This window comes from uncultured Cardiobacterium sp., from assembly GCF_938028185.1.
GTDB lineage: Bacteria > Pseudomonadota > Gammaproteobacteria > Cardiobacteriales > Cardiobacteriaceae > Cardiobacterium.
This window is the reverse complement of sequence record NZ_CALJAH010000009.1, coordinates 1-14876: the sequence shown is the minus strand read 5'-3', so window position 1 is coordinate 14876 and position 14876 is coordinate 1. Positions and strand designations below refer to the sequence as shown.

General features: G+C 61.3%; 17 protein-coding genes and 1 pseudogene. 10 read left to right on the top strand and 8 right to left on the bottom strand.

What is annotated here, in order from left to right:
- The 8 genes and pseudogenes from Q0349_RS00490 to Q0349_RS00455 all read right to left on the bottom strand — a co-directional run.
- A pseudogene (locus Q0349_RS00490) lies at positions 1-415 on the bottom strand (transcription-repair coupling factor); the annotation flags it as partial.
- Positions 416-478: 63 nt separating this feature from the next.
- Positions 479-1381, bottom strand: coding sequence for a L,D-transpeptidase family protein (locus Q0349_RS00485; RefSeq protein ID WP_298078773.1), 903 nt, complete (start codon positions 1379-1381; stop codon positions 479-481).
- 12 nt (positions 1382-1393) lie between these two features.
- Positions 1394-2890, bottom strand: coding sequence for a lysine--tRNA ligase (lysS, locus tag Q0349_RS00480; RefSeq protein ID WP_298078771.1), 1497 nt, complete (start codon positions 2888-2890; stop codon positions 1394-1396).
- Positions 2887-3988 (bottom strand): peptide chain release factor 2 gene (prfB, locus tag Q0349_RS00475; RefSeq protein ID WP_298078770.1). Its coding sequence is split into 2 segments (ribosomal slippage): positions 2887-3915 and positions 3917-3988, totalling 1101 coding nucleotides; the frame shifts between segments, so codons are not numbered across the junction. The genes lysS and prfB overlap by 4 nt, the downstream gene beginning before the upstream one ends.
- A 56-nt stretch (positions 3989-4044) precedes the next feature.
- Positions 4045-4647: an NAD(P)H-dependent oxidoreductase gene (locus tag Q0349_RS00470; protein WP_298078768.1), complete on the bottom strand. Its 603-nt coding sequence runs from the start codon at positions 4645-4647 to the stop codon at positions 4045-4047.
- Between the two features lie 21 nt (positions 4648-4668).
- Entirely contained in the window at positions 4669-5136 is a 468-nt protein-coding gene (locus Q0349_RS00465; protein ID WP_298078765.1) for a Fur family transcriptional regulator, read from the bottom strand.
- Between the two features lie 21 nt (positions 5137-5157).
- Positions 5158-5748 (bottom strand): phospholipid methyltransferase, encoded by a 591-nt coding sequence (locus Q0349_RS00460; RefSeq protein ID WP_298078763.1) that lies wholly within the window; start codon positions 5746-5748, stop codon positions 5158-5160.
- A 73-nt stretch (positions 5749-5821) separates the two neighbouring features.
- Positions 5822-6295: an Lrp/AsnC family transcriptional regulator gene (locus Q0349_RS00455; RefSeq protein WP_298078762.1), complete on the bottom strand. Its 474-nt coding sequence runs from the start codon at positions 6293-6295 to the stop codon at positions 5822-5824.
- A 115-nt stretch (positions 6296-6410) separates the two neighbouring features.
- Between Q0349_RS00455 and leuA the strand changes: the two genes are divergently transcribed.
- From leuA to Q0349_RS00405, 10 genes are all read left to right on the top strand, one after another.
- On the top strand, positions 6411-8057 hold the full coding sequence (leuA, locus tag Q0349_RS00450; protein WP_298078760.1) for a 2-isopropylmalate synthase: 1647 nt from the start codon (positions 6411-6413) through the stop codon (positions 8055-8057).
- 124 nt (positions 8058-8181) lie between these two features.
- Positions 8182-8694, top strand: coding sequence for an azurin (gene azu / locus Q0349_RS00445; protein ID WP_298078759.1), 513 nt, complete (start codon positions 8182-8184; stop codon positions 8692-8694).
- Between the two features lie 115 nt (positions 8695-8809).
- Complete coding sequence (locus Q0349_RS00440) at positions 8810-10567, top strand: peptidylprolyl isomerase (protein WP_298078757.1); 1758 nt, start codon at positions 8810-8812, stop codon at positions 10565-10567.
- Positions 10568-10843: 276 nt separating this feature from the next.
- Positions 10844-11317: an EVE domain-containing protein gene (locus tag Q0349_RS00435; RefSeq protein ID WP_366916247.1), complete on the top strand. Its 474-nt coding sequence runs from the start codon at positions 10844-10846 to the stop codon at positions 11315-11317.
- Entirely contained in the window at positions 11310-12113 is an 804-nt protein-coding gene (locus tag Q0349_RS00430) for an ABC transporter ATP-binding protein (RefSeq protein WP_298078755.1), read from the top strand. Before Q0349_RS00435 ends, Q0349_RS00430 begins: the two co-directional genes overlap by 8 nt.
- On the top strand, positions 12110-12901 hold the full coding sequence (gene mlaE, locus Q0349_RS00425; RefSeq protein WP_298078753.1) for a lipid asymmetry maintenance ABC transporter permease subunit MlaE: 792 nt from the start codon (positions 12110-12112) through the stop codon (positions 12899-12901). The genes Q0349_RS00430 and mlaE overlap by 4 nt, the downstream gene beginning before the upstream one ends.
- 1 nt (position 12902) lies before the next feature.
- On the top strand, positions 12903-13403 hold the full coding sequence (mlaD, locus tag Q0349_RS00420; RefSeq protein WP_298078752.1) for an outer membrane lipid asymmetry maintenance protein MlaD: 501 nt from the start codon (positions 12903-12905) through the stop codon (positions 13401-13403).
- Positions 13400-14017: a phospholipid-binding protein MlaC gene (locus tag Q0349_RS00415; protein ID WP_298078751.1), complete on the top strand. Its 618-nt coding sequence runs from the start codon at positions 13400-13402 to the stop codon at positions 14015-14017. The genes mlaD and Q0349_RS00415 overlap by 4 nt, the downstream gene beginning before the upstream one ends.
- Positions 14014-14319 (top strand): STAS domain-containing protein, encoded by a 306-nt coding sequence (locus Q0349_RS00410; RefSeq protein ID WP_298078750.1) that lies wholly within the window; start codon positions 14014-14016, stop codon positions 14317-14319. The genes Q0349_RS00415 and Q0349_RS00410 overlap by 4 nt, the downstream gene beginning before the upstream one ends.
- Positions 14304-14528 carry a BolA/IbaG family iron-sulfur metabolism protein gene (locus tag Q0349_RS00405; protein ID WP_298078749.1) on the top strand — a complete coding sequence of 75 codons (225 nt, stop codon included), beginning with the start codon at positions 14304-14306 and terminating at the stop codon, positions 14526-14528. The genes Q0349_RS00410 and Q0349_RS00405 overlap by 16 nt, the downstream gene beginning before the upstream one ends.
- The last annotated feature ends 348 nt before the right edge of the window (positions 14529-14876 follow it).

Here is a 14876-nt window from a genome sequence, read left to right as displayed (position 1 = left end):
CGCTGATGTGGTGCGCGCTGCGCTGGTAGCCCGCGTCATTGAGGCGCTGGATGAGGGCGTCGCGCGCGAGGCGGTCGCCAAGGGCAAGGTGGATGCCGTATTTGTCGAGGTGGGTTTGCGGGCAGAGGCGCTGGCGCAGCGCGGCGGCGCTCGCGATAACGGTGCCGTGGCTGCGCGTCGGCAGTTCGGCGAGTACCCGCAGCCGTTCGGCGACGAGGTCGGGATGCGGCGTGTATTGGTCATAGGGCAGGGTTTCCCAGTCGCTGAACCAGTAGAGCGAATTGGTATCGCCCAGCCAGTATTTGAGGTTTTCGTACCAGTATTCGCCGGTGCGCGCGTCGGGGGCGACGAGGAGGCGGACGTGTTTGCGGTCGGGTTGGCGGGCGAGGTTGTAGGGGAGGAAGGGGAGGTTCATGGGGTTAGGCGGTGTTTTTATGTAAAAAACGCCGCAGAGGCGGCGTTTTTGGCGGCGGGTTGGTCAGCGGTAGGCGACTTCGACCGGCATCCCGCTTTCTTCGCGTACCACGGCGTCAATCAGGTCGTTTGAGACTTGCAGGCCGCGGCTTTCGATGCTGCGGTGCACGGTGTCACGCGCTTCCGCGAGGTTCTGCTCCAGCGTGCGTGCGTCTTCGCCCAGCGGCGCGTGGAATTCGAGGTACATACTGTCGCCGAACCAGCCCACTTTCATCGGCTGATTGACGATGTTTACTTTGGTGCCGACGGCGACCATGCCGAACAGTTCTTCGATGCCTTCGGGGTAGAGGCGGATGCAGCCGTGCGAGACGCGCATTCCCACGCCTTCGGGTTTGTTGGTGCCGTGCAGCAGGTAGGACGGGTTGGAGAGGCGCATGGCGAAGAGTCCCAGCGGGTTGTCGGGTCCTGCGGGAACGACGGCGGGCAGCGGGTCGCCGTTGGCCGCGTGTTCGGCGCGGATGGAGGCGGGCGGTGTCCAGGTCGGGTTGGCGCGTTTGTCGGCGATGCTGAGGATGCCTTTCGGTGTGCCCCAGCCTTCGCGGCCGATGCCGATGGCATAGACGTAAACGGCGTTTTCGCCCGGCGGGTAGTAGTAGAGGCGCATTTCCGGCAGGTTGATGACGATGCCTTCGCGCGGCGCGTCCGGCAGGATGAAGCGGGTCGGCAGCAGGACTTGTTCGCCTTCTTTGAGGTAGAGCGGGTCGCGCCCCTGGTTGGCGTGTTCCATCGCGTCGTAGCCGATGCCGTATTCGCGGCCGATTTCGTAGAAGGTTTCGCCCTGGCGCGCGCTGATTTGTTGGACCTGGCCGACGACGCTGATGTCGGCGGGCGGCAGTTGGTATTTTTCGGCCTGCGCGCCCGCGGCGAGGAGGGCGGCGGCGAGGGCAGCGATTTTGTGCAGTTGCATGGTTGGTCTCCGTTATTCGGGGCGCATATGCGGGAAGAGGAGGACGTCGCGGATGGAGGGCGCGTCGGTGAGCAGCATGACGAGGCGGTCGATGCCGATGCCTTCGCCCGCGGTCGGCGGCATCCCGTATTCGAGGGCGCGGATGTAGTCGGCGTCGTAGTGCATGGCTTCGTCGTCGCCCGCGTCGAAGGCGGCAGCCTGGGCGCGGAAGCGTTCGGCCTGGTCTTCGGCGTCGTTGAGTTCGGAGAAGCCGTTGGCGACTTCGCGCCCGCCGATGAAGAGTTCAAAGCGGTCGCAGATGTCCGGCGTGTCGTCGTTGCGGCGCGCCAGCGGCGAGACGACGGACGGGTAGGCGGTGATGAAGGTGGGTTGTACCAGTTGGTGTTCAACGGCTTCTTCAAAGAGCAGGGTGTGCAGGCTGCCGATAGCCATTGCCGCATCCGCTTTTTGTTTGTATTCGTCGCGCAGGACGGCGGCGAGCGCGGCGGGGTCATCGAGAAGCGCGGCGTGCTGCGGCGCGTATTGGCGGATGGCGTCGGTCATGGCGAGGCGCGCGAACGGCTGGCCGAGGTCGATGGCCACGCCCTGATAGGTAATTTGCGGGCTGCCGAGGACTTCACGCGCCAGTCCCTGAAAGAGCGCTTCGGTGAGATCCATCAGGTCGCGGTAGTCGGCGTAGGCCTGATAGAACTCCAGCATGGTGAATTCGGGGTTGTGCCGGGTGGAGACGCCTTCGTTCCGGAAGCTGCGGTTGATTTCAAAGACGCGTTCAAAGCCGCCGACGACGAGGCGCTTCAGGTACAGCTCCGGCGCGATGCGCAGGTAAAGCGGCATATCGAGCGCGTTGTGGTGGGTGATGAAGGGTTTTGCCGTGGCGCCGCCGGGGATGGGGTGCATCATCGGCGTTTCCACTTCCATGAAGTCGCGGCCTTCAAAGAAGTGGCGGATGTAGCGCACGATTTTGTTGCGGGTGATGAAGGTTTTGCGGCTCGCTTCGTTGGTGATGAGGTCAACGTAGCGCTGGCGGTAGCGCGTTTCCTGGTCGGAGAGACCGTGGTATTTTTCCGGCAGCGGGCGCAGCGATTTGGTCAGCAGCTCGACGTCGTCGGCGTGGATAGTCAGCTCGCCGGTCTGGGTGCGAAACAGTTTGCCGCGCGCGCTGATGATGTCGCCCACGTCCCAGGTTTTGAAGTCGGCGTAGCGGCCTTCCGGCAGTTCGTCGCGGCTGAGATAGAGCTGGATGCGCGCGCCGCTGCCGTCCTGGATGGCGGTGAAGCTCGCTTTGCCCATGACGCGCTTGCTCATCATGCGCCCGGCAACGGTGATTTCGCCGGCAGCGGTGAGTTGGTCGGCATCTGCGACGCCGTCAAACTGCGCGTGCAGGGCGGCGGCCTTGTGGGTGGGGCGGGCGTGGTTGGGGAAGGCGACGCCGCGCGTGCGGATGGCGGCGAGTTTTTGCCGACGCTCGGCGATGAGTTTGTTTTCGTCGGCTTGTGGTTGGGTGGTCATGCTTCTACTCCTTGTTTCAGGCTGGCCTGGAGGAAGGGATCGAGTCCGCCATCGAGGACGGCCTGGGTGTTGCTGGTTTCGTAGCCGGTGCGCAGGTCTTTGATGCGCGACTGGTCGAGGACGTAGGAACGGATTTGGTTGCCCCAACCGATGTCGGATTTGCTGTCCTCAATCGCTTGCGCGTTGGCGCTGCGTTTGCTCAGTTCCAGTTCGTAGAGTTTGGCGCGCAGTTGCTTCATGCAGGTGCTGCGGTTTTCGTGCTGGCTGCGGCTGTTTTGTGATTGCACGACGATGTTGGTCGGCAGGTGGGTGATGCGCACCGCCGATTCGGTACGGTTGACGTGCTGCCCGCCCGCGCCACTCGCGCGGTAAACATCGACGCGCAAATCGGCGGGGTTGATTTCAATCTCGATGTTGTCGTCAATTTCCGGCGAGACGAAGACGGCGGCAAACGAGGTGTGGCGGCGGTTGCCGGAATCAAACGGCGATTTGCGCACCAGACGGTGCACGCCAATTTCGGTGCGCAGCCAGCCGTAGGCGTACTCGCCGGTAAATTCGATGGTGGCGGACTTGATGCCGGCGACGTCGCCCGGCGATTCTTCGATGAGCTCCGTCTTGAAGCCGCGCGCTTCGCCCCAGCGCAAGTACATCCGCAGCAGCATCGATGCCCAGTCCTGCGCTTCGGTACCGCCGGAACCGGCCTGGATGTCAAGGAAAGCGTTGTTCGGGTCAAGCTCGCCGGAGAACATCCGGCGGAATTCCAAATCTTCAATGCGGCGTTCGATGCGGCTGACGTCTTCCAGCGCGGCGTTTACTGTCGCCTCGTCGTTTTCCGCCTCTGCCAGTTCGATGAGGTCAAAGGCGTCCTGCAGGCCCTGGCGGATTTCATCAAGACCGTGGACGACGCCTGCCAGCGCGGCGCGTTCTTGCCCCAGTTTGGTCGCTTCTTCGGGGTTGTCCCAGATGGAGGGGCGCTCCAGCTCGCGTTCGACTTCTTCGAGGCGTTCGGCTTTTACGGCGTAGTCAAAGATACCCCCTGAGCGCCGCCTCGCGCGCTTGCAGGTCTTTGATGCGTTCGTAGGTGAGGTTGAGTTCCATAGTGTGGTCTGCCTGTACTGTAAAAAACGCCGCATTATAAAGGATGCGGCAGGGTTTTATGCGGTGGCAGGGAAGTGTTTGTTGACCATTTCCGCCGCTTGTTGCAGCCAGTGCTGCCGTGTCGCTTCGTCGCTGTCGGCGACAACCCGGAACATGAGACGGTCAAAGGCGTGGACGCCGCAGAAGGCGAAGATGCAGTCTTTCCAGATGCGCTCGAGCGGGTCGCCGAAGACGTCCTGTTCGCGCTGGGCGGGGGTGTTTGAGGTGTTGAAGACCAAGGCGGCTTTGGCCGGCAGTTGGCCGATGGGCAGGCCGCCGCCGTTGTCGCCGGTGGGGAAGGTGTAGGCGGTGTTTTCCCGCAGGACGCGGTCCACCCAGCCCTTGAGAATGGCGGGCGGCTGCCCCCACCAGTTGGGGTGGACGATGATGATGCCGTGTGCGCGGCAGATTTCTTCTTGGTGCTGGCGCAGGAGGGGGTCGCTGCTGTCGTCTGCAACCAGCTCCTGCCCGTTGATGAGCGGGTTGAAGCCTTCCTGGTAGAGATCGTGAAAGTGCACGCTGTAGCCATTCTTTTCCAGTGTCGCGACGACGGTCGCGGCGATGGCGGCGTTCAGGCTGTGGGTGTAGGGATGGGCGAGGATAACGCTGATGTCTTGCATGGAGATCCTATGGGTTGGAGGTTATGCGCCTTTCGCTAGCGCGTGCCCGGCATGGCAGCGCGCGCATTCACCGGATAGCACCAGCGGACCGTCCTGCACAGTAAAGCCCCGCTCACGGCAGAAGGCGAGCAGGATGTCCACCGGTTCTTCCGCCGCGAGTTCTTCCGTGGCACCGCAGTGGGTGCAGTTCAGGATGACGCTGGTGTGCGCTTCGTCAAAATGACTGCAAAAGACAAAGCCGTTCAGCGATTCGGCGCGGTGCAGCACGCCGATTTCCACGAAGAAGTCCAGCGCGCGGTACACGGTCGGCGGTGCGGCGTTTTTGCGCTGTTTTTTCAGTTCGTCGAGGATTTCGTAGGCCTTGACGACGTTGGGATAGGTCAGCAACAGCTCAAGTACCTGGCGGCGGATGGGAGTGAGGCGCACGCCGCGTTTGATGCAGTATTGTTCGACTTTGGCGACGGTGCTGGCGATTTGTCTTTTGTTCATGAAATGGCGGGGTGGTGGTGGCTATTTGCGGCAGCGGTAAATCCAGATGCGCGCGGGCGGGAAGTTGAGCCAGGCGTAGGTGACGCGCTCGCCGCTGATGTCCGACTCTGGCGGCAGGTTGAGCGGCGATTTTTGTCCGTAGGTGAACTGGACGAGGACGTTGGCCGGGTTTTCGCGCAGCGCGGCGAAGAAGACGCGCTCGATTTCTGCGCCAATCTCCGGCGGCAGCGAGCGGAACGGCAACGAGGAGACGATGGTTTTCGGCGCGGGCTGCGTCCACACTTCCAGCGCTTCCACGCCGCCGCGGCGCACGGTGTTGTTGGGGAAGCGGTCGCGCAGGCGGCGGGCCAGGCGCGGGTTGAGCTCGTTAATCAGCAGGCGCTCGGCGGGGAAATGGGCGACCAGCTCGCGGGTAATCGCGCCCGTGCCCGCGCCCGCTTCGATGACGATGCTGTTGGGCGCGCCGTAATCCTGCGCGGTGCGGCGCATCGCCCGTGCCAGCATCCGCGACGAGGGGATGACGCTGCCCATTTTTTTCGGATGACGGATAAATTCGTAGGAAAATCCGGCGGTTTCCTGCACGAGACGCCCCAGTTTGTTTTTGTTGCCCATAAGCAAGCGGATTCCTTTTTTTGTGTCTGATTTGCCGGGAATAATACGCGCAAACTGCTGTATTGAACAGGCGCTACGGCTGCGGTTGCCGCTCGAAAACGCAGCGCATTTCAAAGCTGGAATGGACGTTAATCACGCCGGGGATGCGGTTCAGCTTGCCCAGCAGAAATTCTTCAAATTCCTGCATATTGCCGACCAGCACCTGCAACAGGTAATCCTCGGCGCGCCCCGTCACGATGCTCATGCGGATGACTTCCGGGAAGCTGCTCACCTGTTCTTCAAAGGCGGTAAAGCGCTCCGGCGTGTGGTGGTCGAGGGTGACGGCGATGAAAGCGCTGAGCGAGTAGCCAAGCGCGCGGCGATTGACGATGGCACGGTAGCCTTCGATAATTCCCGCTTCTTCCAGTCGCTTCACCCGCCGCGCGCACGGCGTGGGCGAGAGGTTGATGGCTTCCGCCAGCGCCAGATTGTTGATGCGGCCATCGTCCGCGAGAATGCGCAGGATTTTCTTGTCGGTGTCGTCAAGCGTCAGGTGAATATCACTCATAAAAGCGTGCAAGTTGGTAAATTTCTCTCATTATACCGCATAATCGCGCGGTATTTGCCGGGTAATTTGCATAAACCGTAGCTATAATGCGCAAGTTCATTTATCAGGAGCCACCATGAGCCGCTTTGACCACCGCAAATACCGTCCCTTCGCCTTCGCCCCGCAGCTGCCCGACCGTACCTGGCCGGACAAAACCATCGACAAAGCGCCCGTCTGGGTCAGCGTCGATTTGCGCGACGGCAACCAGGCGCTGATTGACCCGATGACCATCGAGCAAAAGCTGCGCTTTTTCAAGCTGCTGGTATCCTGCGGCTTCAAGGAAATCGAAATCGGCTTCCCCGCCGCCTCGCAGATTGAATACGACTTCACCCGCCTGCTCATCGAAGGCGGCCATATCCCTGACGACGTCACCATCCAAGTCCTCGTACAGGCGCGCGAACACCTCATCGACCGCACCTTCGAAGCGCTTCAGGGCGTGAAACAGGCCGTGGTCCATCTCTACAACCCCACCTCCCGGGTCCAGCGCGAGAAGGTCTACGAGAAATCCCGGGCCGAAATCATCGCCATCGCCTGCTTCGGCGCCGAACTGCTGAAGGAGCGCGCCGCCCAGCACCCCGGCAGCCGCTGGATTTTCGAGTATTCGCCGGAGAGCTTCTCCCAGACGGAGCCGGATTTTGCCGTCGAGGTCTGCGAGGCCGTCTGCCAAGTCTGGCAGCCGTGGGCGGGGCGCAAAGTCATCCTCAACCTGCCGAACACGGTGGAGGCCTGCACGCCGAACCTCTACGCCGACCAAATCGAATACTTCTGCCGCAAACTCTCCTGCCGCAAAGACGTCGTGATCAGCGTCCACACCCACAACGACCGCGGCTGCGCCGTCGCCGCCTCCGAACTGGCGGTGATGGCGGGCGCTGACCGCGTTGAAGGCACGCTGCTTGGCAACGGCGAACGCACCGGCAACATGGACATCATGATTATGGCGATGAACCTCTACAGCCAGGGCATCGACCCCGGCCTCGACTTCTCGCGCATGAACGACATCGTCCACATCGTCAGCGAATGCAACAACCTGCCGGTACACCCGCGCCACCCCTACATTGGCGAACTCGTCTTCACCGCCTTCTCCGGCTCGCATCAGGACGCCATCAAAAAATCGCTGGAAAAAGAATCAGATGGTATCTGGGACATCGCCTACCTGCCCATCGACCCGCTTGACATTGGCCGCAGCTATCAGGACGTGGTACGCATCAACAGCCAGTCTGGCAAAGGCGGCGTCGCCTACATCCTCGCCCGCGACTACGGCCTGAACGTCCCGCGCTGGCTACAAATCGACTTCGCACAAAAAGTCCAGGCCGAAAGCGAGCGCACGCAAAAAGAACTCACCAGCCAGGACATCATCGCCCTCTTTGAAGCGCGCTACCTGCACGACAGCCCGCTGCATCTGGACGACTACACCCTGCGCCGTCAAGGCCAACACGACCATCTGGAAGCGACCCTGCACGACCACGGCCGCGCGGTAAACATCAGCGGCAACGGCAACGGTGCGATGAGCGCCTTCATCGACGCCCTGCAAAGCCACACCGGCCTCACCATCAGCGTCGCCAACTACGCCGAACACGCGATGAGCAAATCCACCGACGCGCAGGCGGTCGCCTACGTCCAGCTGATGATTGGCGAGCACCTGCACACCGGCATCGCCTACAGCCAGGACACCGTCAGCGCGATGCTGCGCGCGACGCTGGTCGCCGTCGGCCAGGCGCAATAACCCAATCGCCATGTGAAAGCCGTGTGAAAATCCTGCAATCAGGAAACTTTCACATTGCTTTTCGCCGCCCGCCCGCATACCATGCGCCGCGGAAATTCCCTTCCACAACACAAGAGGTACCCCCATGAAAAAACTGATGATTCCTGCCATTGTCGCCCTGATGAGCGTTGCCGCCCTCGCCGAAGACGCCAAACCGGCCGAGGCTGCCGCCGCTGACGCTGCCAAACCGGCAGAAGCCGCTGCGGATGGCGCCTGCAAGGCCGTGGTCAAAGGCGACGATGCGATGAAATTCGACATCAAGGAAATCAAGATCAACAAGGCAAGCTGCCCGGAATTTACCGTTGAAGTTGATCACATCGGTAAACTGCCTGCCGCCGCGATGGGACACAACGTCGTCATCACCAAAACCGCTGATGTTGATGCGGTCGTCAAGGACGGTGGCGCAGCCGGTGCGGCAACCAACTACGTCAAGGCTGACGACGAGCGCGTTATCGCCCACACCAAAGTCGTTGGCGGCGGTGAAAAAGACAGCGTCACCTTCAAGACCGACAAACTCGAAGCTGGTGGTGATTACGACTTCTTCTGCTCATTCCCCGGCCACTATGCCGTGATGCGTGGCAAAGTCGTCGTCGAATAAACGGCACCTGCCCAAAAGCGCTCCGCAAGGGGCGCTTTTTTCATGCCTGTATGGCAAGTTGGCGGCGGCGGCGATACAATCCGCGCCTTCATCAATCCCACGGAAAACCGCTCCCATGCTCGAAGACATCCGCGAAAAAAAAACCAACCGAATCACCTATCTGCTCGTCATCATCGCCGGTATCGGTATGCTGTTCATCGGCGTTCCCTTCTTCAACCACGGCCCGGACATGACCGTCGCCACCGTCAACGGCCAGGACATCCCGCTGAGCGCCTACAACAACGCCTACCGCGACGTCCAGCAACAAAGCCCCGGCCTCAGCGAAACCGAACTCAAACAGCGCACCGTGCGCGCCCTGATCGAACGCAGCCTGTTTGAACAGCACGCGCTGGACAGCCGCTACCGCCTGCCGGACAGCGCCCTCTACCGCATCATCAAACAACAATTCGGCGACGACAAAACCTACCAGCAATTCCTCAACAGCCGCGGCCTGCGCGCCGACACCTTCCAGGAAAGCGTCCGCCGCGAACAAAGCATCAATGGCTACTACGCCGCGTTGCAAGCGGGCAACGGCAACAGCCCGCTCGAACAGCACTACCTGCAAAGCGCCGCCCAACAACGCGGCTACACCCTCTACACCCTCCCGCGCGCGCCCATCGCCGCCGCCATCAGCGTGAGCGAAGCCGACCTGCAAAAATACTACGAAGCGCACGGCGAGCGCTACGCCACCCCGGAAAGCGTGGACATCAACTACACCATCTACGACATCGCCGACCTGCCGGTGAGCGACGAACAAATCGCCAAGGCGCGCAGCAGCAGCGAACGCCGTGGCGGACGCTACCTCATCATCGACGACGCCAAAGCCGCCGCTGACGCCGCCGCCACCATCAAGGCGGGCGAAAAAACCTTCGCCGACTACTGGCAGGCGGTTGAAAACAAAACCCTCGCTGGCCAAACCGGCGAACTCTCGCCCAACGCCAAAGGCAAAGGCGTCAGCCCCGAAGTGGACGAAGCGCTGTTTGCCCTCGAAAAAACCGGCGACACCTCGCCCGTCATCAACAGCGAATACGGCAACATCCTCGTCGAACTCGGCACCATCGACAGCGGCAACCGCAGCGACGACGAACTGCGCCGCCTCGCCGCCGCCGAAAACGAAACCGCCTACAACGACCACGCCAACCAGGCCTTTGACGCCGCACAAAGCGGCAAACCGCTCAGTACCATCACCCAAATCACCGGCGGCAAAACCGAAACCCTGAGCGGCATCACCGCCGCGAGCGACAACACCGACTGGCTGCACAACCCCGCCCTGCAAGAGCAACTCTTTGGCGCCAAGGCACTCGCCGACAACAAAACCGGCGAACCGGTCGAAATCGCACCGCAGCGCACCCTGTTCTTCACCATCACCCACCGCGAAAAACCGCAGCCGCGCCCGTTTGCCGAGGTGCGCGCCCAGGTAGAGACCGATTACCGCAACGAGCAGGCCGACGCCACCCTGCACGAACGCGGCGAGGCGCTGAAAAAAGCACTGGGCGAAAGCGCGGACAAAGCCGCCGCACTCGCCAGCGAATATCAGGCGACCACCGAAACCGTCGCCCCGGCCAGCCGCTACGACACCAACAACCCGCTCGTGCTCGAACTCTACAACCACAGCGAACGCCTCACCACCCTCGACACCCCAGATGGCAACCTGCTCGTCGCCCGCCTCGACAGCGTTGCCGACGGCGACCCGGCCAAACTGCCCGACAACGTGCGCCAAAACCTCAGCCAACAATGGCAAATGCAGCAACTGACTGGCACCTACGCCAACATCGGCGCTTGGCTTTACCGCCAGGCAAAAATCAAGGTGAACGAAGACGCGCTGCAACGCTAAGAGCCGTTTACAATTCAGCCGGTAAACCTTTGATAGGTTGAGTTAGCGCGTAACCCAATAACGGAAGATTGTTCAGCATTCGGTTTGTTGGGGCTCTCTCTCGGCGCGAGCAATAACTTGTCGCGGTGCGAGCTGTTCCAGTCGACTGCGCCTAGCCTAGCCGGGAAAGCCTCACCGCTAAATGCAAACAGCCCCTCCCCGTGAGGGGCTTTGCCATTGGCATACCAGCACCTTTGTCGGTATGATGCGCGCCTTCTTTTTTCACCCTCTTGGTTCATGAATTATTGGTTGTTGAAATCCGAGCCGGGCAATTTTTCGCTTGATGATTTGCGCGCCCGCCCTGAGCAGCGCGAGCCGTGGGACGGTGTGCGCAATTTTCAGGCGCGCAATTTTATGCGGCAGATGCGCACCGGCGACCAGGCGTTTTTTTATCATTCCAACGCGAAACCCTCCGGTATTGTTGGCGTGGTGGAGATTGTCGGCGAGGCGCGCCCTGACCCGACGCAGTTTGACCCGGAAAGCCGTTATTTTGATGCGAAGGCATCGGTGGATGCACCGCGCTGGGATTTGGTCATCGTGCAGTTTGTCCGCGCGTTTGCGGCAATGGTGTCGCTCTCGCAATTGAAGGATGTTCCGGCGCTGGCCGGGATGGAGGTGGTGCGCAAGGGCAGCCGTTTGTCGGTGTCGCCGGTGTCGCCCGCCGAGTGGCAGGCGGTGTTGGCGCTGGCCGGGGAGGTGACACATGGTTGATTATGTGGTGCGGGTCGCGCATTTGTCGTTTGCGCGCGGCAGCCGCAAGATTTTTGATGATGTGAGTTTTGTGATTCCGCGCGGCGAGGTTGTCGCCGTGATGGGGCCTTCCGGCACCGGCAAGACGACGTTGATGCGTCTTTTGTCCGGGCAGTTGCGCCCGGATGCGGGCACGGTCGAGGTGCTGGGCGAGCAGGTGCCGCAGTTGTCGCGCGCCGCGCTGATGCGGCTGCGGCGGCGGATGAGTATGTTGTTCCAGTCCGGCGCGCTGTTTTCGGATATGTCGGTGGCGGAGAATGTCGCGTTTCCGCTGCGTGAAAAGACGCGGCTGGACCGCCGCCTGATTGAGGCGGTGGCGCTGATGAAGTTGCAGCGTGTCGGTCTGCGCGGCGCGGCGGCGCTGATGCCGGCGGAGTTGTCCGGTGGCATGGCGCGGCGGGTGGCACTTGCCCGCGCAATTGCTTTTGACCCGGAGTTGATGATTTATGATGAGCCGTTTACCGGGCAGGACCCGATTTCGCTCGGCGTGCTGACCCGCTTGGTGCGCGATTTGAATGATGGTCTGCGCATGACCAGTTTTGTGGTGTCACATGATGTGGCCGAGGTGAGCAAGATTGCCGACCGCGTGCTGCTGTTTTCCGGCGGCAAGTTGATTGCCAACGGCGCACCGGCGACGTTGTACGCGAGTTCTGACCCGCTGGTGCATCAGTTTATGCACGCCGAGGCGGACGGCCCGGTGGCGTTTCATTTTCCGGCCGCCGATTATGCGCAGGGTTTGCTGGAGCGGATGCGATGAAGGCGGTTATCAATGGTTTGGCGGCGGTAGGGGCGGCGACAATCGCCTGTCTCGCCGCTTTGGGCAATTTTTCGTTGTTCGCGCTGGCGCTGATGCGTCATGTCGCGATTTTGTTGCGCAAGCCGCTGCTGACGCTGCGCGCGACGTATGCGGCGGGCGTGTTGTCGCTGCCGATTATTTTGGTCGCCGGGCTGTTCGTCGGCATGGTGCTGTCGTTTCAGGCTTATACGACGATGGTGCGCTTCGGCGCGGAGCAGTCGCTCGGCACGATGGTGGCGCTGTCGCTGTTGCGGGAGCTGGGGCCGGTGGTGAGTGCGCTGCTCTTTGCCGGGCGCGCCGGGTCGGCGATTACCGCCGAGGTCGGTTTGATGAAGACGACCGAGCAGCTCGCGGCGATGGAGATGATGGCGATTGAGCCGGTGGCGCAGGTCGGCGTGCCGCGTTTTTTGGGCGCGCTGTTTGCCCTGCCGCTGCTGACGGTTTTGTTTGTCGCCATTGCCATCATCGGCGCGCATCTGGTCGGGGTGGTCTATCTCGGCCTCGATGACGGTGTTTTTTGGTCGGGAATGCAGAACAGCGTCGATTTCGGGAGCGATGTCGTGCGCGGGATGCTGTTGAAAAGTCTGGTTTTCGGCTGGGTGTGCGCGGCGATTGCCGTGTATCAGGGTTTCAGTTGCCTGCCGACCGCGAGCGGGATGTCGCGGGCAACGACGACGACGGTGGTGATGTCTTCGCTCGCCGTCCTCGGCCTCAATTTTGTTTTGACCGCGATGTTGTTTGGAGGTTGATGTGCAATCGAATCGCAGTATATCCGTCGCCGTGGGGCTGTTTGTCCTGCTGGCGCTCGCCGGGATGGTTTTTTTGGCGTTGCAGGCGAGCAACGCGCGCGGCTTCCGCATGAGCCATCCGTATCAGGTCAATGCCGATTTTGCCGACATTAGCGGCCTGTCGAAAAACGCCAAGGTGACGATGGCCGGCGTGCAAATCGGCAAGGTGAAATCCATCGGCTACGATCAGGAAACCTACAAGGCGAAAGTCGTGCTGGAAATCTCCGGCGAATACGACCGCCTGCCGCTGGACAGCAGCGCCGACATCCTGACCGCAGGCCTGCTCGGCGAAAAATACATCGGCGTCGTCCCCGGTGGCGATCCGGCGATGTTACAAAATGGCGATACCATTCAGTACACCGGTTCGTCTATGGTATTGGAAAAGCTGATTCAGCAATTCGTGACACAGATGTCCGCCAAGGACGATGCGTCAAAAACCACAACCCAGGAGTCATCCCCATGAAAAAAATCCTCATGAGCCTCGCCCTCGCGGCCGTATCCGCCGTGACCTTTGCCGCCCAGCCGACCGCCGACGATGCCAAGGCGCTGGTCGAACAACAGGCGAAAACCGTCTTCACCCAGTTGAACGCCAACCAGAGCCGCTACCGCAGCAACCCCGGCGCCTTCAGCGACCTCATCAAAAGCGAAGTGCTGCCGTACATGGACTTCGAGCTGATGTCGCAAATCGTCCTTGGCCGCCACTGGCGCGATGCCAGCGCACAACAAAAAGCCGACTTCACCGCCGCCTTCCGCGACCTGCTGGTGCGCGTTTACTCGCGCGGCTGGACGAACTACGCCGGAACCCCGGTCGATGAAGCGGTAAAAATACTCAGCGCCTCGCCGGTGGACAAATACCAGCGCAGCGACATCCGCATCCAGGTGCGCGACAAAAACGGCAAACAGGCCATCGTCGTCTTCAGCCTGCGCTACAAGGCGGGACAATGGAAAATGTACGACGTCTCCTTTGAAAACGTCTCCATCCTCTCCAGCTACCGCAACAGCTTCGACACCGACATCAACCAGGGCGGGCTTGACAAACTCATCGCCAAAATCAAAACCATGAAAGGCGACGAATGAGCCTCGCCGCCCTCGGAACCCACCACGGCGGGGTGCTGCAACTGCACCCCGCCTTGACCATTCCGGCGCTGGACGGCAAACGCCTGCGCGACGAGCCCCTGCCCGACACCCTCGCCATAGACGCGAGCACCCTGCAACAGGCCGACAGCGTCGGCGTTGCCGCGCTGGTCTGGCTCGCCGCCCTCGCCGCGTGGCAACACAAAACACTCAACTGGCAAAACCTGCCGCCCGTCCTCACCGAACTCCTCGCCCTCTACGAAATCGACCTGCCCGCCATGAGCCAACCATGCAAGAAGAACTGATCACCGCCCGCATCAAAGCCGTCCTGCCCGACGCCGAAATCAGCCTGCACACCTTCGACGGCGTCCACTACAGCGCCCACATCCGCTCCGCCGGATTCGCGGGCAAAAGCCGCCTCGAACAACACCGCACCGTGATGAACGCCCTCGGCGACATCCTCGGCAGCAACGAAATCCACGCGCTGGCGCTGAAAACCGAAGTGGCAAACTGACCCCCTCCCTGTTTACATACACATCAAGCGCTCAGGTGTATGTAAATGGCATACGGTGCTTCTCGCGCTGAAGCGGAGAAAAACCACCGATATGCCCCCTCCCTCGCAGGGTGCGCCAGCACCCGCAGCGGGGGAGGGTTGGGGAGGGGGTGAGCGCTGACAATTTACAAATTGACGTTTGATTTTCACGCTTGCTGCATTGTTCGCAGACCCACATTTACATACACATCGAGCACCCAGGTGTATGTAAATGGCATACGGTGCTTCTCGCGCTGAAGCGGCGAAAAACCACCACATACACATCGAGCGCTCAAGTGTATGTAAATGGCATACGGCGCTTCTTGCGCT